Consider the following 21653-nt stretch of genomic DNA (forward strand, 5'->3'; position numbering starts at 1 on the left):
TCTGCCCAATTCATTTAAATGGTGATACAATAACGCACTCTTGCTTTATTCTGTGTAAAATCAAACTAAAAAAAATAAAAAGTTCAATAAAGACTAATTATATTTATTAATTTTTCATTTCAAAGATCTTTTTGGATTTGCTCTAAAACCTCTTTGGCTTCACCACAAAAATGCTCTTTAAATTGTGTTTTATTAAATGTTCTTTGTCGTTTTGCAAGTTGTGCTGTGTGTGTGGAGATTAATTCCTCTAGCTCTTCTTGTGAAATCTGCCCTTCTAAAAATCCTATTATTTCTTTAATGCCAATACTTTTTGCCCATTGATAGATTTTTCCATATCTTTCCAAAAGTCCCCTAACCTCATCAATAGCCCCATTCTCTAGCATTTGTTTTGTTCTTTGCTTGATTCTTTGGCGTAAAAATTCCCTTTGCCAAACAATCTCATAAATTTTACAATTTTCAATAATCGGAATTGGAGGATTTTCTCTAAAATACAAACTAGGAATCTTTGAGGTAATAAAATAAATTTCCAAAGCCCTTTGAATGCGATAGCAATCTGTTGGCTTAATACGAATCGCCCATTGTTTGTCTATTGTCTTTAAAAAGTGGTATTGTTTTTCTAAATCCCCCAAAGCATTGATTTTTGCTAAAGTTTCACTCCTTTGATTTTCATCTAAAGAAAAATCTGAAAGTCCCTCCAAAAGTATTTTAAGATAAAAACTACTGCCTCCAACAATCAATAAATTGTGTTGATTTTTTTGGCAAAAATCCCTTACTTTTTGATATTCTTGAATAAATATTTGAACATTATGTAGTTGTATTGGAGTTAAAATATCAATACCAAAATGTGCGATTCCTTCTCTCTCTTTTTTTGTTGGTTTAGCTGAAATAATATCAATTTCTTGATATACGCTTAAAGAATCAAGAGAAAGAATTGCACATTGTTTTTTTTGTGCAATTTCCAATGAAAGCGCGGTTTTTCCTGAACCACTACCTCCTAAAATGGCAAAAATTTTCAAGCGAAATTTTTAGAAGCCAAAACTGCCTCAAAAAAAGTGTTTCTCAAGGAATTTTTCTCCAAACTTGCAACACCTTGCGCTGTAGAGCCACCTGGACTCATTACACTTTCTTTTAAAAGCGCTGGATGAGTTGTCTGCAATAATGTCCCAAATCCCTCAAACAAACCCTCAACAATCTCTTTTGATTCATTACGCGTTAAACCATTTGTAACTCCCGCATCCACAAGCGATTCAGCTACCATAGCTAGAAATGCAGGAGCACAACCACCAAGTGCCGCAGCTACCGACATCATCTTCTCTTCAATCCAAACGCTTTTCCCAATGGAATTAAAAATTTCAAATGCTCTCTGCTTATAAACTTCATCTCCACACAAAGAAGTAATTGATTTGCCAACACTCGCAGCTACATTAGGCATTGCACGAATAAAAGCTTCTGATTCTATTCTATTTCTTAAAGTCTCTAAAGTAGTAGCATTCAAAATTGAATAAACGCATTTGGCTTTGCCAACAAACTGAAAAGATTGGAGTGCATAAGGTTTAACACAAAGCAGGATTTCTTGATCTTGCACTTCAATGAGATTGTTATTTTGAGATAATGGAGTGAGTCCTAAATCATCGCAAAACTCACGGATTTTTTGTGGATTCCTCCCTGCAACTTGAATATTTGCCTTCTCTTTTAATCCAAGAGCTAAAGCTCTTGCCATTTTACCATAACCCAAAAGAACAAGAGTTTTCATTTTTAATTGGCTTTGCTAAAATCAAAAAACTTAGAAATGGGCTCTGAGAGCCCAAAATTTTCATATTTAAAATTCTCTAATACAACTTGCGCCATAGTCAAGTTCTCAAAATTAAATAATACGGGTGCTAGAAAATTCACAGTTGATTCTTCAATGGGCTCTCTAATACAAACAATATTAAGCGTAACTAACTTAGAGTTTTGGGGGTCAATGTTAGTCTTTCCCTTAAGCTCTAAAAGTGCCTTTATAGGAGAAGGAATCTCAAACTCATAATCACTTCGCATTGAATAAGGATTCACCAAAGTGAAAGAAATACCATCGTTTTCACAGCTTTTTAGTTGCATAAATGTATCATCGTCTTTTGAAATCTTTTCTAATTGCATCTTTTGGATATGTTCAAAACCTAAAATCGGAGATTTTACTGCAAATTCCATCACCTAATCCTTGCTAAAATAATAACAAAATAAACTTTTCATAGTTTATTCACTAGCAAAATAGCTATCTACCCTAATTGTATAGTGAATTCTAAAATTTAATTCTATCGCAATAAAAACAAAAAATCAATGCAATTTTATAAAAAATGCATTACAAATCCGCTATAATTACCACTCATAAAGCTTTTTAAATTAAAATCATTCTGCTTTTAAAGAGTTTGGTATGAAAAGTTTAAAGCTTAAAATTCAAAGATAACAAAAGGGAATCTGTGAAAAAATTTATCCAATTCTTTCTTATAAGTTTTAGTTTTTTGATAATTTTCAATGCTTGTTCTTCAAAAAACAATGGCGGATTAGCGCTTGATGAAGTAAATAAACCAGCTGATTATTGGTATCAAAATATGCTTAAAGAAATTCGTAATGGAGATTTAGAAAAAGCCGATAGTTACTTCACTTCACTCCAAAGTGAGCATTTGAATTCACCACTATTAAGCGAAGCAATGTTGATTTTGGGACGAGCGCATATGCAAGAAGAGGAATATCTCCTAGCCACATTTTATTTTGATGAATACACCAAACGCTTTGGAGATGAGAAAAATATTGACTTTATTAGCTTCTTAAAACTTCAAGCCAATTATTTTGCCTTTGCCAAACAATTTCGCGATCAGCAACTTTTGGCAAAATCAATCAAAGACGCACAAGACTTTAGCCAAAAATACCCTTATTCACGCTATAGACCTATTGTTGATACTATGCTTTTAAAACTAGAACTCGCTAATTTGAGCCTTAATAAAGAAATTATTAAACTTTATGAAAAGAAAGATAAACAACAAGCTGCAAAATATTATCAACAAAAAATTGATGAAAGTGCTTGGATAAAAGATATTTTTTATCAAGAGGCAGGTTCGCCTTGGTATCAAAAAATTTTTGAATGGTAGGATAAATCAATGCAATTAGAACGCTATGGAGCTTTTCCAAAAAATCTGCCTATTATTTTAGAAGAGGATATGTTTTTATATCCTTTTATGATAGCGCCTCTTTTTATTAATGATGAAGAAAGTCTTAAAGCCATTGATCTTGCAATGCAAAGCGAAGACAAGCTTATCTTTATCACTGCAATTAAATCTAAAGATGATGAAGAGAATGAAGAATCCTTTTATGATGTTGGAGTGATTGGAACAATTATGAGGCGTGTAGCCTTGCCTGATGGGCGCATCAAGATTCTTTTTCAAGGGCTAAGCCGTGGGAGTATTGAAAAACTCATTTCAAAATCTCCCTTGATTGGAGAAATCCAGCCCATTATTTCAAAAAGCTTTGATGCAAGTAGAATCGAAGCCATTCTCTCGGTTTTAAAAGAAAAATTACGCACCCTTCATAATATTTCTCAAAATTTCTCACAAGACTTGCTAAGAAGCATCAATGAAACAATGGATCCTAATCGTGCTGCAGACTTAATTGCAAGTGCTACAAGACTAAAAAAAGAGCAAGTTTATAAAATCTTCAAAGAAAATGATCCAGAAGAAAGACTGCTTAGCCTCATTGATATAGTCTTAGATGAAATCAAAGCTCAACAAATCCAAAAAGAAATTAAAAACAAAGTTAATTTCCAAATGGAAAAAATCAATAAAGAATATTTTTTAAAAGAACAATTAAAGCAGATTCAAAAAGAACTTGGCGGAGAAAACAAAGACACAGAATTACAAGAATACAAACAAAAACTTGAAAAACTCAAAAATGCTATGAGCAAAAATGCCTATAAGGAAATCTCTAAACAAATCAACAAACTTTCTCGTATGCACCAAGATAGCGCAGATGCTAACCTTTTACAAAATTACATCGAATTGGTTTTGGATATTCCTTTTGGTGCTTATTCTAAAAAATCTCTCAAAATTGAAGAAGTGCAAAAACAGCTCGATAAAGATCACTATGGGCTAAAAAAGCCAAAAGAGCGCATCATAGAATACTTTGCTGTGCGAGAACTTCTTGCTTTAAGAGGTAAAAATGATAATGAAAATAAAGGCACGATTCTTTGCTTTTATGGACCCCCTGGAGTGGGTAAAACAAGTCTTGCAAACTCCATTGCCACTGCCCTCAAAAGAAAACTTATCCGAATCGCGCTAGGTGGCTTAGAAGATGTGAATGAGTTACGAGGACACCGCCGAACTTATATTGGAGCAATGCCGGGTAGAATCGTGCAAGGCTTAATTGATGCAAAAGAGATGAATCCTGTGATTGTTTTAGATGAAATTGATAAGATGCACCATTCTTTCCGTGGCGATCCTTCTTCTGTGTTATTAGAGATTTTAGATCCTGAGCAAAACAAAGAATTTAGAGATTATTACACAAATTTTGATTTAGATCTCTCCCAAGTGATTTTTATCGCTACTGCCAACGACATTAGTTCAATCCCAGCTCCTTTACGCGACAGAATGGAATTTATTAATATCAATAGCTACACTCCTTATCAAAAAGAACAAATTGCAAAGAAATATCTCATTCCTCAAGAAATCAAAAAACATGGCTTACAAAGCAGTGAAGTTAGCTTTAATACACAAGCTATAAAAAATCTTGTTGAAAAATACACAAGAGAAGCGGGGGTGAGAAATTTAAGACGCAAGATTGCTGAAATCTTACGCAAAGTTGCCAAAGAAATTTTGCAAAATCCACAAGAAAAAATCACTATTACCAACAAGAATCTATCTCAATACCTTGATAAAATTGTCTTTGAATACGAAAGTGCAAATGCTAAAAATGAAGTGGGCTTAGTCAATGGACTTGCTTGGACAAGCGTTGGTGGTGATGTCTTAAAAATTGAAGCTTTAAAAATCAAAGGCAAGGGCGGATTGCATTTAACTGGTAATCTGGGTGATGTAATGAAAGAAAGCGCAAAAATTGCTCACTCTTATATCAAATCCCTAATTGACAGCCAAAAACTAGAAATTGACCCAAGCCTTATTCCACTTTCTCCCAAAGAAAAGGCAGAGAAAGATTCTGTTGATCTAAGTGAGATTTATAATCGCTTTGATGTGCATTTGCATGTCCCAGAGGGTGCTACACCAAAAGATGGTCCGAGTGCTGGAATCGCCATAGCTAGTGCGATTGCTTCAATTTTTTCTAATCGCCCTATCTTAAGCTCTGTTGCTATGACTGGTGAATTAACTCTAAGAGGCAAAGTTCTTCCCATTGGTGGCTTACAAGAAAAACTCACTGCGGCTCTAAAGTCAGGTGTTAAAACCGCACTTATTCCTAAGAAAAATTTTGAGCGTGATTTAAATGAGATTCCAGAAGAGGTCAAAGAGGGCTTAGAAATTTATCCAGTAGAAAATTTCCAAGAAGTTCTAAAATACATCTTTGAATCCAAATAGCCTTTTTACTCAACCCTCACACGATCCCCTTGAAATCTGTGGGATTGATGAAGCGGGTAGAGGTTGTATTGGTGGCTCACTTTTTGTATGCGGTGTGATTTTAGGTAAATCTTTTCCCAAAAATCTCTTAAACCAACTCCAAGATTCCAAAAAACTCTCTCCCAAAATCCGCGATACTCTAGCCCTGCAAATCACGCAATACGCACAATTTCATCTTGTTAAAAAAACTGCACAAGAAATTGATTTAAAAGGATTAAGTCTTTGCCTAAAAGAATCCCTACAAGAAATTCTAACTCAACTCAAATCCCCCCACTACCTTTTTGATGGAAATTGTAATTTTCAAATCCAATCCCTACAAACGCTAATAAAAGGTGATTCTAAGGTTTATGCCATTAGTGCAGCAAGTATCTTAGCTAAAAATGCTAAAGATAAAGAAAGTATAGAATTGGATTTAATTTATCCGCAATATAATTTTAAATCACACAAAGGCTATGGAACAAAAGCTCATATAGAAGCTATCTTAAAATTTGGTTATTGCAAGGAACATCGCCAAAGCTACCACTTAAAAAAACTTCCAAAAACCACAACAACGCTTTTTTGATTTTAATCCTTTTTAAACAATTTTTGATAAAATTGCACAATCTATTTTTAATCGTAAGGCATTATTTTGAGTGGGACAATTATAACAATTACTTCTGGAAAAGGTGGTGTTGGAAAATCCACTACAACAGCAAATTTAGCAGTTGGTCTAGCCAATGCAGGGAAAAAGGTTGTAGCTGTAGATTTTGATATTGGGCTTAGAAATCTTGATATGATTCTAGGCTTAGAAAATCGCATTGTTTATGATATTGTAAATGTTATGGAGGGAGAGTGCAATCTCTCCCAAGCACTTATCAATGACAAAAGAGCTAAGAATCTCTACTTTTTACCTGCCTCACAGAGTAAAGATAAAACAATCTTGGATAAAGAAAAAGTTGCCAAACTCATTGAAAAACTAAAAGAAGAATTTGAATATGTCTTGCTTGATTCACCTGCAGGAATCGAAGGCGGTTTTGAACATTCTATTTTTTTGGCTGATGAAGCCCTTATTGTCTCCACTCCCGAAGTTTCAAGCGTGAGAGATGCAGATAGGGTGATTGGAATTATTGATGCAAAAAGCAAAAAAGCACAAATGGGTCAAGAAGTTAAAAAGCACATTATCATCAATCGCTTAAAACCAGAAATGGCTGAAAAAGGTGAGATGCTTAGTGTAGATGATGTCTTAAAGATTCTCTCCTTGCCTCTCATTGGCGTAATTCCAGAAGATGATAAAATTGTTTCTTCTACCAACACCGGTGAGCCTGTTATCTATGGAAACTCTCTCTCAAGCCAAGCATATAAAAACATTACAAGAAGAATCTTGGGGGAAGAAGTGCCTTATTTGGAATTAAAGGCTAAAAAAGGATTTTTTGGGAGGCTATTTTCATGAGTTTATTTGAAAAATTTTTTGGAAACAAAACAAGTTCTGCGCAAGAAGCGAAAAACCGCTTAACTTTGATGTTAGCTCACGAACGCACAATCAATGTGCCCTATATGGAAGCTATGAAAAAAGAAATCCTAGAAGTGATTAAAAAATACACAAAAGCACAAAAAATCGACATTAAAACTGATTCTAATCAAAACTTTAACACTCTTGAAGTAGAAATCCTACTTGAAAAATAATTTTGCATGAATAAACTAAACCCTATTACCATAGGAATTATAGCACTTTTACTTGTGCTTTTAGTTTTTAACTTTATCCCCGACCAAGAATCAAAGCCAATACAGCAAAAAATACAAACGGCAATAAAAACCAAACCAAGCACTCAAGAAACTCAAGAAACTCAAGAAACTAACAATATGCTGATTCAAAAAAATCTTGATTTTTTAGAAGAAAATCTCCCACTTCTCAAAGAAAATTTAGAGCCTAAAACTAAACCACTTCCCACTACACCAAACCCAGAATCTCTAGCAAAAGAAACAAACACTCCAAAAACAACTCAAATCTGCCAAAGAACTAAACCACAGCTTGCCATTATTATTGATGATATTGGCAACTATACACAATATCGTAGGCTACAGGAAATACCCTATAAAATTACTCCCTCTTTTTTCCCAAAAACCATTGCTTCAAAAAATACACCCCAAATTGCTGCAACTGCGCCCTTTTATATGGTGCATTTGCCTCTTGAAGCATTGAATTTTTACCAAAAAGAACATTTATGGCTTTTTAGCAATGATTCTAAACAAATAATTCAAGATAGGATTCAAGCTATTAAAAAGGATTTTCCAAATCTGACTTATATCAACAATCACACAGGAAGTAAATTCACACAAGATCCAAATGCCATGCAAAATCTCCTTGCAGTCCTCAATGAAAATAAAATTACCTTTGTCGATTCTAAAACCACTCCCAAAACCAAAACAGCTCTTTATTACAAAAACAACCCCACAGCTTCTCTTAATCCTTGCCAAAATACTCCATTTTTGGAACGCAATATTTTTTTAGATAACGAACTAAATATTTCAAAAATCACACAAAATTTTATAAAAGCCATCGAAACTGCCAAATCAAAAGGCTATGCAATCGCTATTGGGCATCCTCACAAAGAAACGATTTTAGCTTTAAAAAACGCTTCTGAATATCTCCAAAAGAGTGGAGTGGAAGCCGTTTATATAAACGAGCTTATCATTCCATAAAATTTTTATTAAAAATATGTTAAAATACAGATAAAAAAATAAAGATTTAATGAATGGCAATTCCAAAAGTAACCCACCAATTACAAGGTAGTATTCTTTCTATTTCACCCTGCAAAGATTTAACTTTTTGTATTGATAACACCTTTTATATTGCAAAAATAAATCAAAACTTAAAAAATATTGTAAATTTTCAAATTATCAAAAATATAGAACCTCCTCATCGCTATTCACACGCCTTTGGAATCTCCCCTGATGCTTATTTTTGCATTTCTTTAGTTGGAGAGAAGAAAACTTTAATTATTCGACTTGATGATTCTAATATTAAACACATCGCTACACTCGATGATCACGATGGCGATATCGAATCATGTGGCTTTTCAAACAATGGAAAATACCTTGCAACAGGCGGACAAGATGGTAGAGTATTTTTATATGAAGATAACAATTTTTTACCAACAGCTTCACTTCTAGCGCGTTCAGATTATATTTCCACTATTCGCTTCTCAAAAAGTAATGAATTTATTGCTATTAGCGGATTTGATAAATTCACAATGATTTTTGATATTTTACGCCACAAAATTGCCTTTAACTTTGTTACTAATGATGTGGTAGAAGATTCTTGTTTTTTTAGCAACGATGAAAAACTCTTGCTTGTTTTGCGCAATAACTCTAGCATTGTTTTTAGCCTCAAAGAAGGCAAAATTCTCTCTCAAGAATATTTATTTGCTTTCTGGCCTACATGCATTGCCTTAGATGAAGAAGAAAATTACGCCCTTATTGGAACTCGTTCTGATATACTCTATATCATTTCACTTAAAGACAATTCTAAAGTCATGGAAATCAAAACTGAACACGCCGGAATCGCTTCTATTGCTTTTTGTCATGGCTTTTTATATATTGGTTGCATTGATGGTGCTTTGCTAATTTTTGATTACAACGAAGGCAAAGAAGATTTAAAAGATGCCTTTGCCATCAAAGACTATAAAAAAGCGCGTGAAGCCATTGAAAAAAATGTCTTTTTAAGCATACATCCTTTAACCAAAATCTTTGATGAAGTGTGGCCTGATATTTTAAATCAAGCAGTTATCCTTTTAAATCAAGATGAAATTGATAAAGCCATTGAAATAACCGCCCCTTTTATAGTTTCTCAATCCAAAAAAAATGAATTTGATTTTTATCTTTCTCAAAAAGATGGCGTGAAAACCTTTTTGGAATTAATCGATAAAAAAGACTTTATCAAAGCCTATGAAATGGTAAAAACTACAAAATTTCTAATCAAAACTCAAGCTTATGAAAAGCTAGAAAATATATGGAATAAGGCTTTTTTTAATGCCAAAAAGTTACTTATAGAGAATGCAAAAATCAATCAAAAACTTGCCGAGCAGTATCTTGCTCCCTTTGAAAATACACCCAAAAAAGAATTAATCGTTCAACTACTAAGAAATTCTGATGTCTTTGCAAAGGCAGACAATCTCATCAAAAATCAAAATTTCAAAGAATATTTTTCGCTTACTTTTCAATTTTCTTTTTTGCGTGAGACTGATTTATATAAAAAGGTGCTTTTACTTGGTGAAAAAATGCTCACAAATCTCATTGAGTTAGAGAAAAATTTTCAATACCAAGAAGCAAGAAAACTCGCTGAAACCCTTTTGGTATTTCCAAACTTAAAAAGATCGGCTAATGAAAAAATTGTGCTTATGCAACAAAAGGAAAATTTCCTAGAAGCTATCGAAAAAAAGGATATAAAAAAAGTCTATACGCTAGTAGATGATATTGAGAGTTTGCGCTCTATGCGACAATTTAAAGACTTTACTAAAGATTTTCTCAAGCTTTATGAGGAAGCTAAGCCTTATGCTTATACAGGTAATGCTCAACATATTAGAGTTATTTTTGGGGAATATATGGAGATTAACTATTGGATTGATAAAATTGCTTCTTTGATGAAAATTGCCTATCTCAAGCAAATCAATAATGCCCTAAATGAAATTCAAGTGAATTGGCTTATGACCATCAAGCGCTATTATGAGAGATTTGGCAAAAGTGCCGAAATCATAAAACTACTCCAAAATCACTCCTCTAAAGCCATTTTAGATGAATTTGAAGGCGATGGCGAAAGCGATGGTTACCGCTATCATAGCTTTGTCGATAATATTGTAATTTACCTTGTGCAAAAAGAATCATAATCTTGCAAACACTAAGCACAATTCCTTTAGATCTCCAACATTTAAAGAATCTAAAAACACTTTATTATCACGGGAATCTACAATTACTTCAACAGCGCAAAATAGCCATTATTGGCTCTAGAAACCCAAACCCTTATGCTCAAAATTTCACCAAGGAAATCTCCAAGAAAATATCGCCTTATGCAACAATCATAAGTGGAGGTGCATTGGGGATAGATATTTTAGCCCACAGCGCTGCTTTACCAAACACCATTATGGTATCTCCAAGCTCACTAGATATTATCTATCCAAAAACTAATCAAAAAATTATTCAAGAAATTTATCAAAAAGGGCTTATGCTAAGCCAATTTTCTCCTCCTTATATACCTAAGCATTATTCCTTTTTAGAACGCAATAAAATCATTATTAGTCTTGCAGAATCTATCATAATTCCTCAAGCCGACTTAGAAAGCGGATCTATGCAAAGTGCCAAATACGCATTAAGCCTAGGAAAAAAAATCTATGTTCCACCTCACCACTTAGGACAAAGTGAGGGGACACAAAGATTAGCCAAGGAAGGCAAAGCTGATGTCATTTGGGAAGTTGATAGCTTTTTATCTACTCTTTTTGAAACCACATCTTACCAAAGTGCCGATGAAATTCTAGAGTTTTGCAAAACCAATCCTTTTTTTGAAGAAGCCTTTATTAAATTCGGAGAAATTCTTTTTACCTATGAATTAGAGGGCAAAATTCTAAGAAATAATGGAAGAATCGAGGTTGTTTGATGCAAAATATTTTGGCATTAGATATAGGATTAAAGCGTATAGGAATCGCAAAATCAATACAAAATATTCCCATTCCCCTACCCCCAATTTTAAGAAAAAATCGGAATCAAGCTGCCAAAGAAGTAAGTCAAGTTATTTGTGATTCCAAAATCCAAACTCTCATCATTGGTCTCCCACAAGAGAGCGAATCTTCAGCAGAAATGGAGCGTAGAATCAAACATTTTGTAACCTTACTTGAAATTCCAAATAATATTAAAATACATTTCATAGATGAATCTTTTAGTTCCTTTGAGGCACTCCAAAGAATGCAAGGTAGCAAAAAAAGCAAAAAGAAAGATGGCAGTCTAGATAGTCTTGCTGCAATGATAATTTTAGAGCGTTTCTTAGTGAGCCAAAAACAAAACTAAGGGCTTATTATTTAAAAGCAAATCCACTTGCACACCCTGCTTCCCAACAAGCATTTGTGCAATCTCCTCTTCGCTTTTGCAGGCTTTTGGCAAAGAGATGCCAATGGAGAGATTATGTTCTGATAAAATCGCTTTTGATCGCCCCGCGATAATATTTGTAAATTCTTTAATCACATCAAGCAACTCTTCATCGCTTTGCGATTCCTCACCTAGTAACATCAAAGAGGCTTCTTTGACGATTGACTTACTAAAACAAAGCGCCACAATTCCGCTCACATCGCCCTCAAAGCTAATCATCGCTCCCATAATATTGCTTTGACCGGTTTTATTATAGGTTGTAACTTTATAGTCTTTTCGCTTTGCCTCGCCACCTGTTAGGGAGGAAAGTGTTTCAATAGCGGCATTGATAAACACAGGCAACTGCGCCACAAGATGTTTTGTAAGTCCTTTGCGTTTCTGCTCAACTGCTTGGTATTTTTTAATCGCTTCTTTAATCTGTGAATCTTGTCTGCATTCCTCAAGGTTAGAAAAGAAGTAAATTCCACTACGCCTACAAAGTTCTCTTTTTTCTTTAGCAAGATTTAATTGCAAACCACAAATTGCAACACAAGCTTCATAGCGCACATTGTTTAAAGCCAAAGACATAATAAAATCCAATGCTCCAAAATTAAAGTCCTGAATCTGACTCACATCAAAAACAAACACTTTATATCCCTCGCGCAATCTTGAATTATGCGCCTGAAGATTAAAATACAATGTAATATTTTTATCAGCCTTTCTATAAAGCGTATAAATCACCATTCCATTTTGTATGATGGTGGGGATAAAATTTCCTGTAACATCAAAATAAATATCATAAATATAAAAAGCTTGATCTAAGAGCTGTTTGCGTTTTTCCAAAAAAGCTTGAGCGTTGTTAAGACAAATAACCTCATAACCCTTTACTTGCAATTCATGAGAAATGAGTGTTTGCACCATTCCATCATTATCATAATAAACAATCTTTTGTTGAATAGGTGGCATTTTAAAACCAAGCAAAAAACTAGCAATGGAATCATTTTTAAATAGTGGAATACTTCGATTAGGAAAAAGGGCTTTAAGTTTGACAAATTGGGTTTTACTATATCCTATAAAAGCAACTGGAATGGAAACCTTATCTTGCAATGCCAACAATGCCCTTGCTACCAAAATTATAGCACCCTCATCAATCCAATTAATGTTTTCAAAAGAAAAATAAACCGCCTTGATAGATAAACTTCTAATCGTAGCGCTATTGGAGGTGAAAACCTCGCAAATCTCCTTTGCTTCTTTCATCTCCAAATGGATATTTGGCGCATAAATGGCAATGTCTTGCTTAATAATAGGTCGCATTGAATTAGTTTGCGAGATAAACTTCTGCTTCTACTCTTCTATTTTTTTGTCTGCCTTCTCGTGTTTTATTAGAAGCAATTGGCTTTTCTTCACCATAACCTTTTGCTTCTAATCTTTCTGCAGAAATACCTTGTTTAACGATTTCATTTTTAACAGATACTGCTCTTTTTTCAGAAAGCTTTTGGTTATAAGCTGCACTTCCTGTGCTATCTGTATGTCCATTAATTACAGCTGTTTTTTCAGGATTTTGCTCCATATATTTTGCAAAATCTTGAATCTCTGGATAATAAGCTGGATCCACTACTGCAGAATCACTGGGAAACTCTACATTAAAGGTGTGGATATGCGATAAAGCAGGTTCTTGTGTCTCCTCTACAACAACTTCTTTTGCTTCTTCTGCTACTGCAACTTGCTGTGCTCCATAAGTTCCAAATGGAATGCTAAAGCCAAGCATCGCAACCACATCACTTCTACCATCAAAACTCATTAAATGTCTTAATTCTGTTTTAAAATGTAAATACTCAAAAGCTTCCCAACGCAATCCCACACCATATTGACCAAATGGCGCACTATCTAAACTTTGACTATTATTAGAAACATCTTCATAACCCACACCACCTAAGATATAAGGAGATACGCTTTGCCATACTTCAAATTCTTTAACAAGATTCATATAATAACGATTAAAAGAGGTTTTGGCATTAGGAATACTTTGCTCAGCGTGTGTAATCCAATCATAACCCAACTCCAAAAGCACATCAGGAGCTACCCTCGCACCCGCTTTTAATCCATAAGACAAATCAATGTCATCTGCCATTCTTTGATTATCCACATGCCAACTTCCGCCAATTTGAGGTGTAATCTCAAATTGATTATTCGCAGCAAAAAGCATACTAGACAAAACCAACGACAAAGAGAAAAACTTTTTCATATTCCTTCCTTTATTCATGAAAAATAACATTTTCTATTTCTAGAATCCATGTTCTTTAAATTATAACTAAAATTAACTAAATCTACTGCCCTAAAACTAAAGAATTACTAAAATTTCTTTTTATTCACATCTTCAAGAATATTTTTAGCAATCTCATCAACACTTCGAGTAATCTCATTAGTTGCATTTGCTACGCCAACATTATCTTGAGTTGCACTTTCTAATTGTGCAATTGCCTCATTAATTTGTCCGATTCCTTCTGTTTGCTCTTTGATAGATTCGCTCATTTCATTTACACTTTGAACAAGAACATTAACATTTGCTTCAATCTCACCTAATGATTTTGCTGTTCTCTCAGCCAACTTTCTTACTTCATCAGCAACAACCGCAAATCCTCTTCCGTGTTCTCCTGCTCTTGCTGCCTCAATTGCCGCATTCAAAGCAAGGAGATTGGTTTGATCTGCTATATCTTTGATTACACCAACTATTTCTTTAATATCTTCTGCCTGTCTTGTTGCTTCCATAGTCTTATCGCTAACATTTTGCATTGAAGCACTAATCTCTTCAACTGCAGCAGCAGATTGCTCCAAAGAACTTGCTTGATTTTGAGAACCATCAGTAAGTTTTTGCATTGATTCTTTTAGTTCTAAAGAACGCGCTGCTAATTCTTCAGCAAATTTAGCACTTGTATGCAACATGGTTTTAATCTCTTTGCCCAAAGTATTAGTAACAATCTCAACGCGTCCATTTGCATTTTTAACTTCTGTAGTGAAGTCTAATCTCACATAAGAATCAAAAACTCTTGAGATTTCATTGGTGTCGCTTCCAATTTTTTCCTGTAAAACATCAAGCATTTGATTTAACACTTCTTTAAGCTCTACTAATAGAGGGTTACTAGGATTCTTAGAAATTCTTGCAGTGAGATTTCCTGCTTCAATTTCCTTAGCAGTTTCTACTGATTCTTTAATCGCTTCTTCATCAACCAATAAAGAAGATCGAGTTCTTTCAATATTACTATTAATGATTCGTCCCATAGTTCCCAATTCATCATTAGAGTGAATTTTAACTGTTTGTATGTCTTTACTTTCGTAATTAATATATTTAAAGACTTTATCCAATGTATCCAAAATAACAGTAAGTCTCTTAGAAACATTTTTACGAATATAAAAATACACAAAAGACATTACAATAATCAAGAAAACAACTGAAGCCCCAGCAATAATGTATTCTAAAGTGTATAAAGAAGCAAGCACTGAAGATCTAGGAGCGGTTACCAAAATTCTCCAATTAATAGCCCCACCCACAGAAGAAAATGGCATCACACTTGCATAGCTTGGTACTTTATCTGTAGTGACATAATCATACACTCCCGCTTTGCCTTCTACCATAGCTCTAACCCCTTCTGCTGCCTTAGGATCCTTATTAATATCTTGCATTTTCTTTAAAATTAAACTTTTATTTCTATGAATAAGGATAGTTCCATCCTCATTAAGCAATCCAACAACACTACCATCAAAAACTTCATTAGAAGGATCTAAAAACACTTCTGCAAGATTTTCAAAGTTAAAGATAAATCCAACTGCTCCAATCACAGAACGATTCTCATCATAAAGTGTCATTGCCATACCAATACCTACAAATTCCTTTCCACTTAATGAAAATTTACGCGGTAGACCAAAAAAAACTTTGCCATCATCTGCACTAGAAGCAGTTAGAGCCTTTTTTACTGAATCTAATTGCAAATCACTACCCACACGCAAACTTGTGATACCCCCAGCAGATCTCACATCTTTATCTTGCCAAAGTGCCATATAATTGCCATCATCCATTTTTGTAAATCTACCATTGTCATTGAGACCTAATGGATTTTTCAAATATACAAAAGCATAATCTGTATAACTACCAGAATCAAGCACATTTGCTATTGTTTCTTCAAGTTGATTTATTGAGATATTTTGTCGTGGGGTTGAAGTAAAAAGACTTTCTATGCTATTAGTAGCTGCATTATTCAACGCAATCATTTCGTTTACTGAAGCTTCAGCGGTGTTAGTATGTCCTTTTGAAGCTTCCATAATAATAGCTTCAGCACTCTTACTCATACTATCACTCACTCGAATACTAATAATAGTAGAAAGAATCGCCAAACCAATAACCATAATAATACCTATGGAGGCAACTAATTTAGTTCCTATGCTTAAACTTTTAAATGGATTCATAATTCACCCTCATCTAAATTTTAATAAAAACAGAGCACGAATTATATCACAAAACAACTTAATTAAAATAAATATATAAAATTATTTTAACTTCTTAATTAGCGCTTAAAAAGCTCATTAAAGCTAAAAAATTCAAAAATAAAAAATGCTTACCATCAAACCCATAGAATACAAACAATTTAAAAACAATAATAATTACAAATTATCTCAAATAAAATAATTTGTAATTTCCAAAAAATACCCCCTAATATTCTAAAGTTTAATTATTTTTTATCTTTCTTTTTCTTTTTCTTTTTTTGCAAATCTTCTTCTTGCTCATTAGAAAACATTCGCACGCTTGAATAATATGAAACAACTCCAGGATCAGCTAACAAACAAACATTCTCTGCATCTTTATCTTCATAATCAATCTTAGAAAGCAAGATTCTAGCAAGATTGATTCTTGCGCGTTTTTTGTCATTAGAATCCACAATCATCCAAGGCGCAAAAGGTGTGTGCGTGCGTGAAAACATCTTCTCAAATGCTTCTGTGTATTCATCCCATAAATTAAGGGATAACTCATCAATAGGGCTTAATTTCCAACGCTTCAAAGGTTCATCTTTTCTTGCTTCAATTCTCTTTCTTTGCTCTTCTTGCCCAACATCTAAAAAGAATTTAAACAAAATATAACCACTCTCAATCAACATTTGTTCCAAATGGGAAACTTGAATAATGAATTCTTTGTATTGTTCATTGCTACAAAAGTTCATCACACGCTCCACTCCCGCTCGGTTATACCAACTGCGATCAAAAAATACAATTTCTCCACCATTTGGAAGTTCATCAATATAACGCTGAAAATACCATTGTGTTTTTTCTACATCACTTGGTTTTTGTAATGCCACCACTCTTGCCCCACGCGGATTTAAATGCTCTCTTAAAGCTTTGATTGTTCCACCTTTGCCTGCAGCATCACGCCCTTCTAAGATTATAATGATTTTTTTCTGATGCTTTTTTACCCAATTTTGCAATTTAATCAGCTCAATTTGGAGTTTTTTAATCTCCACTTCATAAAATTCCTTATTTAACTTGCCTTTTTTATTATAAACTTCACCAGGTCTTTCATCTTCAGGACGCACAACTAAAGTTTTACTCATTTGCCTAACCTCCAAACTTAAGTTATAAAATAGTTAAAATATTCTACCATTAAAGAATTAAATTATACATAAGGAAAACTATTTTGAATACTTTATTTTGCATTGGAAAAAATTATTCTTTTAAACCACTTCAAAAATATTCTATTTGCTATGCTCAAAGTCTTTTTGGGGAGATTCAATGCACTTGGTTTTTGGATTCTTTAAATGATACAAATTGCTTTAAAAATCTCAATTACGCCATAGAATCTTCACAGAATCTTTTAATACTCGCCAAAGATTCTGTGCTCAATGAAATTTTAGAGTATTTTAAAAAATATTCTTTTTCAACGCCTATTTTCAAAAAAACCCACCATACACTTGCCTTTAAAAATTGCAATATCATCTTACAAGAATCCCCAAAAATCACACAATTCAGAGATGCAGATAACACTTTTTTGTATCTTTTAGGGCTTGATTGTCAAAGCGCTTTAACCCTTCTAAATCCTCTAGCCAAAGCCTATCAAATCCAATTACAAATCCTTCAAGAAACTTGTGGAATAGAAATCTTACACGCCAAAGCCCTTTCACACAAATCACTTGATAATTTTTTGCAAGAAATGCAACAAACTTTTCAAAATAAAATCTTTGCGAGTTCGAATTTAGCTCAAAGTATTATCCAACTCCTTGCAAATTCCAAACAAAAAATTACAACTGCAGAGAGCTGCACTGGTGGCTTAGTGGCTTACTATCTCACCAAAGAATCAGGTGCAAGTGAAGTTTTTGAGGGGGGAATTATCAGCTATGCTAATGCCATTAAAGAATCTTGGTTAAAGGTCTCTAATAACAATCTTATTTCTTATGGCGCAGTTAGTGAGGCGGTAGTGCGCGAAATGCTAGAGGGTGCTTTGAATCTAAGTGGTGCAGATTTTGCCATTGCTACAAGTGGTGTTGCTGGACCAACTGGAGGCAGTGTTAGCAAACCTGTTGGGACAATCTTTATTGGAGTGAAATCTAAAAATGGGGAAGAAATTATCAATAGAGTCCTATTTTCTGGGGATAGAAACTATATTCAAGAACAATCTTGCCTCTATGCTTACTTGCTTTTTTTAAAACTTTTTTTCAAAACTATTGACTTTTGAAAATTTTATAGCTATAATTTCACTTCCTTTTTGATTGACCCGCTAGCTCAGTTGGTAGAGCAATTCCCTTTTAAGGAATGGGCCGTTGGTTCGAATCCAACGCGGGTCACCACTAAATAAAAGTGGCTCCTTCATCTAGCGGTTAGGATACCACCCTTTCACGGTGGCTACAGGGGTTCGAGTCCCCTAGGAGTCACCACTTTTATTTCTATTTTTTTATAATGGTCGCTTAGCTCAGTTGGTAGAGCGCCACCCTTACAAGGTGGATGTCACAAGTTCGAGTCTTGTAGCGACCACCACTTTTTTGGAGCGGTAGTTCAGTTGGTTAGAATACCTGCCTGTCACGCAGGGGGTCGCGGGTTCGAGCCCCGTCCGCTCCGCCATCATTTATTAGCAAAATCTCCAAATAGTTAAAACTTTAATCATTACTTTAACCAGTCTTTTTGATAATCTACATTTTACTTACAAATTATATTCTTTTATAAACTTTAAAACCTTATTTGTTATAATACAAGACTTAAGACTTAAAATTCGCCAAATACTAAGGAATCCTATGTTAAAAACCAAAATTTATGCTTCATTTTCAGCGCTGTATTTATTGTTTATTGCTTTAAGCATTGGTCTTATTCTTGCGAGTGCCTTTAGTGCTTCTGTGGTTTTCCGTGGGGCTAGTTTGGCAGAGGGATTAGATATTACCTTATTTCAATCTGGAATCTTAATGACACAAATCTTTATTAAAGTTAATTTTCTACTCAATATCCTTGCCTTGCTTATTCTTATTTATGAGTTAATTACTCTTCAAACCACACGCCAAAAATTTATCCCCTTACTTGGCTTTATCAATGCAATCTTAATTCTCTTATTTACTCTATATTACACACCCTACATTATAGAAGCTCAAACAATAGGAGAAAGTGCCATTGAAACCCTAGAATTTAACCAAATGCACCAACAATCTGAATTAGTCTTTAAAACCCTACTTATCACGCTAATTTTATTATTTTTTACTCGATTCTTTGGAATTTTTAATAGCGTTTGCAAAGGTAAATAAACTCACAAAAATTGCAAGGTGCTCTTTTCTCACAAAGCTCATAAGAAAATTCCTTTTGAAGTCCCTTAAGCTCCTCTAGTCTTTCTATGAGTTTTTGTGTTTTTTCTTGTAAAATTTCCTCTTCTTTAATGCTTGCTTCATAAATATCATAAAACCCAGCCCTAACTTCATTACAAGATTCTTGAAGTGCTAGAGCATATAAAATAAGCTGAAAGTCCTTTAAAGTGTCAATACTTCTTTGCAAACCAACCTTAAGATTCTTTTTGTATTTATAATCCAAAACAAAAACCTCTTTTCCCCTTTTATCAATTCTATCAATCCTTCCCCTAAAGGGAATCCCACAGACTTCTAATGAAAATTCTTTTTCAAATTCAATTGGAAACCAACCTTCCTCCAAATGCTTTTTTTCAGCATAGAAAAATTTCTGCAAATATTTCTTGGCAACCTCTAGCTCAAAATATTCTCTTTTATTCTCATAAACTTGCAAATTCTCATAAGTCTCTTGCTCCAATCTTTTAAAATCCCTATGACTAGCAAAATTAGCATATGCCATTTGCAAAGCTTTATGGATTTGAGTTCCAGCATTAAAATCCTTTGGCTCCCTATAGCCCAAAACATAGCGATAATAATACTTTCTTTTGCAAGTCAATAAACACTCTAACTTTGTTGCGCTCATCACTCCAAAATTCAAAGGTGCGATGATTTCCTTTTCTTTATAGCTTAGCAATTCTCCACTTAAAAAATATTCACCATATTTCCTAGAAGTTTTTTTAATTAAAGCGTTTTTGAAAATCTTTTCCTCTAACAAAAAACGCGAAGGCTCTTCTTCCTCATTTTTAACAAACATTACACTAACTTCTTTGGAATGAGCAAAAAGCTTTGCATAATAATATTTTTGTAAATTTTCCCTATCTTTTCTTGTGGGAAGCCCAACTTTTTGACGAATTATTGAATTAAGAAAAATATCTTTTTGGCTCACTTTTGGGACATTGCTTTGATTGAATTCTGGTAAAATCACATAAGAAAAATTAATCCCCCTTGTCTCCAAAATTCCCACAACACTAATCCTTCCCCCGCCAACATCATCGATTGTTTCTTTGCTTAATAGCGTAAAAAAGGCATAAATTTTATCTCTAGTCTGCAAAGAATCTAAAAACTTCAATCCAAATGAAAAATACTCCAATCTTTGCAAAATTATCTTTTTAGCCTCTTTATCCTCCCAAGTATGCTCTGGCATTTCTATAATGAATTGTTCAAATTCTTCAAAATTTTGCGTAGATTCTGCTAAACTTTGAAGTTGCTTAAAAAAACTTGTTTCTTGCAACTTTTTACCCATTGCAAAATTAAAATTCCTTGCCTTATCAAAGAGTTGTAAATATTTGATAAATTCCTCATTGGGCAAAACAACACAAATCTCCTCTGGTGAAACCCCATTCTCAAGCCATAAGTCAATTTGAGTAAAAATCCCACCCACTTCAGAAATCTTACTATCAAACTCCAAAAGCTTAAGGTTATTGGGAATCTCCACTTTAGCTTCAAAGCTTAAAATCTCTAACTTTTGTTTCTCTATTTTTAGTGTAAATTTACCATTCTCCAAGGTTATTCCAAAAAGCTTTTGGTAATACTCAATATTAAAAGGATTAATAAAAACCTTTAAAAAAATTGGCTTTTGAAAGGAGATCTCTTGAAAAATACGCATTTCAAAATGACTTAAAAACCCTTCCAAATACACTTCAATGCTTTCATAAATCCCCAAAATTTCAAAAGTAATCTTATAATCTTCTAAAAAATATTGATCAAAGAAATGATTCTCTGCAAGCTTTTTACTATAAAGCTCAAAGATTCTTTTTAAAACCTGCAAGTAGTCATCATAGAATGCATAAACATCAAGTTTTTCTAGCATTTCTAATCGCACACATCCAGCGCACAATTCTTCATAAAATTTAAAAAAGAAATCTGAATTATTTAAAAATTGAGAGAAATTTTTAGCAAACTCGCTAAATTCTTTAGAGTTTGATTCTTGGATAGATTGATAAAGATAAATATGACGCAAAAATGCAGGAATTTTGCGTTTCCCCTCCACTCTTAAGACAAATTCCAAAAACTCACCAATACTCTGTGCATCAGGCAAAAATGAAGCTAAATAATCCCTTTCAAAAAATGCCTTGATTGCGCGCGTGTTTGAGAATAAATAGAGTTTTGCCAC

The 21653-nt window shown here is 33.7% G+C and carries 19 protein-coding genes and 4 tRNA genes; 15 read left to right on the top strand and 8 right to left on the bottom strand.

Annotated elements, in window-relative coordinates:
* Positions 1–119: 119 nt before the first annotated feature.
* From miaA to fliW, 3 genes are read right to left on the bottom strand one after another with little or no spacing between them, the layout of a single operon-like run.
* Positions 120–1016: a tRNA (adenosine(37)-N6)-dimethylallyltransferase MiaA gene (miaA, locus tag CCY98_RS02940; protein ID WP_112057111.1), complete on the bottom strand. Its 897-nt coding sequence runs from the start codon at positions 1014–1016 to the stop codon at positions 120–122.
* Entirely contained in the window at positions 1013–1753 is a 741-nt protein-coding gene (proC, locus tag CCY98_RS02945) for a pyrroline-5-carboxylate reductase (RefSeq protein ID WP_112057112.1), read from the bottom strand. Before proC ends, miaA begins: the two co-directional genes overlap by 4 nt.
* Before the next feature lie 2 nt (positions 1754–1755).
* Entirely contained in the window at positions 1756–2187 is a 432-nt protein-coding gene (gene fliW / locus CCY98_RS02950) for a flagellar assembly protein FliW (protein WP_112057113.1), read from the bottom strand.
* A gap of 269 nt (positions 2188–2456) precedes the next feature.
* Between fliW and bamD the strand changes: the two genes are divergently transcribed.
* From bamD to ruvX, 9 genes are all read left to right on the top strand, one after another.
* Positions 2457–3125: an outer membrane protein assembly factor BamD gene (bamD, locus tag CCY98_RS02955; protein ID WP_112057114.1), complete on the top strand. Its 669-nt coding sequence runs from the start codon at positions 2457–2459 to the stop codon at positions 3123–3125.
* Positions 3126–3134: 9 nt separating this feature from the next.
* The gene (gene lon / locus CCY98_RS02960; protein WP_112057115.1) at positions 3135–5552 is read left to right on the top strand and encodes an endopeptidase La; all 2418 of its coding nucleotides are present in this window, start codon (positions 3135–3137) and stop codon (positions 5550–5552) included.
* Positions 5539–6153 carry a ribonuclease HII gene (locus CCY98_RS02965; protein WP_112057116.1) on the top strand — a complete coding sequence of 205 codons (615 nt, stop codon included), beginning with the start codon at positions 5539–5541 and terminating at the stop codon, positions 6151–6153. Before lon ends, CCY98_RS02965 begins: the two co-directional genes overlap by 14 nt.
* Before the next feature lie 66 nt (positions 6154–6219).
* A complete protein-coding gene (gene minD / locus CCY98_RS02970; protein WP_112057117.1) occupies positions 6220–7020 on the top strand; it encodes a septum site-determining protein MinD in 801 nt (266 codons plus the stop codon).
* Positions 7017–7253: a cell division topological specificity factor MinE gene (minE, locus tag CCY98_RS02975; protein WP_006655121.1), complete on the top strand. Its 237-nt coding sequence runs from the start codon at positions 7017–7019 to the stop codon at positions 7251–7253. Before minD ends, minE begins: the two co-directional genes overlap by 4 nt.
* Before the next feature lie 6 nt (positions 7254–7259).
* Positions 7260–8270: a divergent polysaccharide deacetylase family protein gene (locus CCY98_RS02980; protein WP_112057118.1), complete on the top strand. Its 1011-nt coding sequence runs from the start codon at positions 7260–7262 to the stop codon at positions 8268–8270.
* Between the two features lie 53 nt (positions 8271–8323).
* The gene (locus CCY98_RS02985; RefSeq protein WP_112057119.1) at positions 8324–10453 is read left to right on the top strand and encodes a WD40 repeat domain-containing protein; all 2130 of its coding nucleotides are present in this window, start codon (positions 8324–8326) and stop codon (positions 10451–10453) included.
* Positions 10454–10455: 2 nt separating this feature from the next.
* A complete protein-coding gene (locus tag CCY98_RS02990) occupies positions 10456–11217 on the top strand; it encodes a DNA-processing protein DprA (RefSeq protein ID WP_112057120.1) in 762 nt (253 codons plus the stop codon).
* The gene (gene ruvX, locus CCY98_RS02995; RefSeq protein ID WP_112057121.1) at positions 11217–11624 is read left to right on the top strand and encodes a Holliday junction resolvase RuvX; all 408 of its coding nucleotides are present in this window, start codon (positions 11217–11219) and stop codon (positions 11622–11624) included. Before CCY98_RS02990 ends, ruvX begins: the two co-directional genes overlap by 1 nt.
* Here ruvX and CCY98_RS03000 read toward each other — a convergent pair.
* The 4 genes from CCY98_RS03000 to ppk2 form a co-directional block, all read right to left on the bottom strand.
* A complete protein-coding gene (locus CCY98_RS03000) occupies positions 11601–12995 on the bottom strand; it encodes a chemotaxis protein CheX (protein WP_112057122.1) in 1395 nt (464 codons plus the stop codon). The two genes, ruvX and CCY98_RS03000, sit on opposite strands and share 24 nt — an antisense overlap.
* A gap of 4 nt (positions 12996–12999) precedes the next feature.
* Positions 13000–13926: an OmpA family protein gene (locus CCY98_RS03005; RefSeq protein WP_112057123.1), complete on the bottom strand. Its 927-nt coding sequence runs from the start codon at positions 13924–13926 to the stop codon at positions 13000–13002.
* 107 nt (positions 13927–14033) lie between these two features.
* Positions 14034–16142, bottom strand: coding sequence for a methyl-accepting chemotaxis protein (locus CCY98_RS03010; protein ID WP_112057124.1), 2109 nt, complete (start codon positions 16140–16142; stop codon positions 14034–14036).
* Positions 16143–16405: 263 nt separating this feature from the next.
* Positions 16406–17278 carry a polyphosphate kinase 2 gene (gene ppk2, locus CCY98_RS03015; RefSeq protein WP_112057125.1) on the bottom strand — a complete coding sequence of 291 codons (873 nt, stop codon included), beginning with the start codon at positions 17276–17278 and terminating at the stop codon, positions 16406–16408.
* Between the two features lie 83 nt (positions 17279–17361).
* Here ppk2 and CCY98_RS03020 point away from each other — a divergent pair, with 83 nt between their 5' ends.
* From CCY98_RS03020 to CCY98_RS03045, 6 genes are all read left to right on the top strand, one after another.
* Positions 17362–18396, top strand: a complete 1035-nt coding sequence (locus tag CCY98_RS03020) for a CinA family protein (RefSeq protein ID WP_112057126.1) — start codon at positions 17362–17364, stop codon at positions 18394–18396.
* Between the two features lie 36 nt (positions 18397–18432).
* Positions 18433–18508: transfer RNA gene (locus CCY98_RS03025), tRNA-Lys, on the top strand.
* Between the two features lie 12 nt (positions 18509–18520).
* A tRNA-Glu gene (locus CCY98_RS03030) sits at positions 18521–18595 on the top strand.
* A gap of 24 nt (positions 18596–18619) precedes the next feature.
* Positions 18620–18695, top strand: a tRNA-Val gene (locus CCY98_RS03035).
* Positions 18696–18702: 7 nt separating this feature from the next.
* Positions 18703–18779: transfer RNA gene (locus tag CCY98_RS03040), tRNA-Asp, on the top strand.
* 170 nt (positions 18780–18949) lie between these two features.
* The gene (locus CCY98_RS03045; protein ID WP_112057127.1) at positions 18950–19447 is read left to right on the top strand and encodes a DUF4149 domain-containing protein; all 498 of its coding nucleotides are present in this window, start codon (positions 18950–18952) and stop codon (positions 19445–19447) included.
* Here CCY98_RS03045 and CCY98_RS03050 read toward each other — a convergent pair.
* Positions 19422–21653 carry a PD-(D/E)XK nuclease family protein gene (locus CCY98_RS03050; RefSeq protein ID WP_112057128.1) on the bottom strand — a complete coding sequence of 744 codons (2232 nt, stop codon included), beginning with the start codon at positions 21651–21653 and terminating at the stop codon, positions 19422–19424. The two genes, CCY98_RS03045 and CCY98_RS03050, sit on opposite strands and share 26 nt — an antisense overlap.

Origin of the sequence: Helicobacter sp. 11-8110, from assembly GCF_003288905.1 — a bacterium.
GTDB lineage: Bacteria > Campylobacterota > Campylobacteria > Campylobacterales > Helicobacteraceae > Helicobacter_D > Helicobacter_D colisuis.

Excerpts from the sequence above, each read along its gene's own strand:
- proC (WP_112057112.1), bottom strand. The coding sequence starts at position 1,753 with ATGAAAACTCTTGTTCTTTTGGGTTATGGTAAAATGGCAAGAGCTTTA.
- fliW (WP_112057113.1), bottom strand. The coding sequence starts at position 2,187 with ATGGAATTTGCAGTAAAATCTCCGATTTTAGGTTTTGAACATATCCAA.
- lon (WP_112057115.1), top strand. The coding sequence starts at position 3,135 with ATGCAATTAGAACGCTATGGAGCTTTTCCAAAAAATCTGCCTATTATT.
- minE (WP_006655121.1), top strand. The coding sequence starts at position 7,017 with ATGAGTTTATTTGAAAAATTTTTTGGAAACAAAACAAGTTCTGCGCAA.
- CCY98_RS02980 (WP_112057118.1), top strand. The coding sequence starts at position 7,260 with ATGAATAAACTAAACCCTATTACCATAGGAATTATAGCACTTTTACTT.
- CCY98_RS02985 (WP_112057119.1), top strand. The coding sequence starts at position 8,324 with ATGGCAATTCCAAAAGTAACCCACCAATTACAAGGTAGTATTCTTTCT.
- ruvX (WP_112057121.1), top strand. The coding sequence starts at position 11,217 with ATGCAAAATATTTTGGCATTAGATATAGGATTAAAGCGTATAGGAATC.
- CCY98_RS03000 (WP_112057122.1), bottom strand. The coding sequence starts at position 12,995 with ATGCGACCTATTATTAAGCAAGACATTGCCATTTATGCGCCAAATATC.
- CCY98_RS03005 (WP_112057123.1), bottom strand. The coding sequence starts at position 13,926 with ATGAAAAAGTTTTTCTCTTTGTCGTTGGTTTTGTCTAGTATGCTTTTT.
- CCY98_RS03010 (WP_112057124.1), bottom strand. The coding sequence starts at position 16,142 with ATGAATCCATTTAAAAGTTTAAGCATAGGAACTAAATTAGTTGCCTCC.
- ppk2 (WP_112057125.1), bottom strand. The coding sequence starts at position 17,278 with ATGAGTAAAACTTTAGTTGTGCGTCCTGAAGATGAAAGACCTGGTGAA.
- CCY98_RS03045 (WP_112057127.1), top strand. The coding sequence starts at position 18,950 with ATGTTAAAAACCAAAATTTATGCTTCATTTTCAGCGCTGTATTTATTG.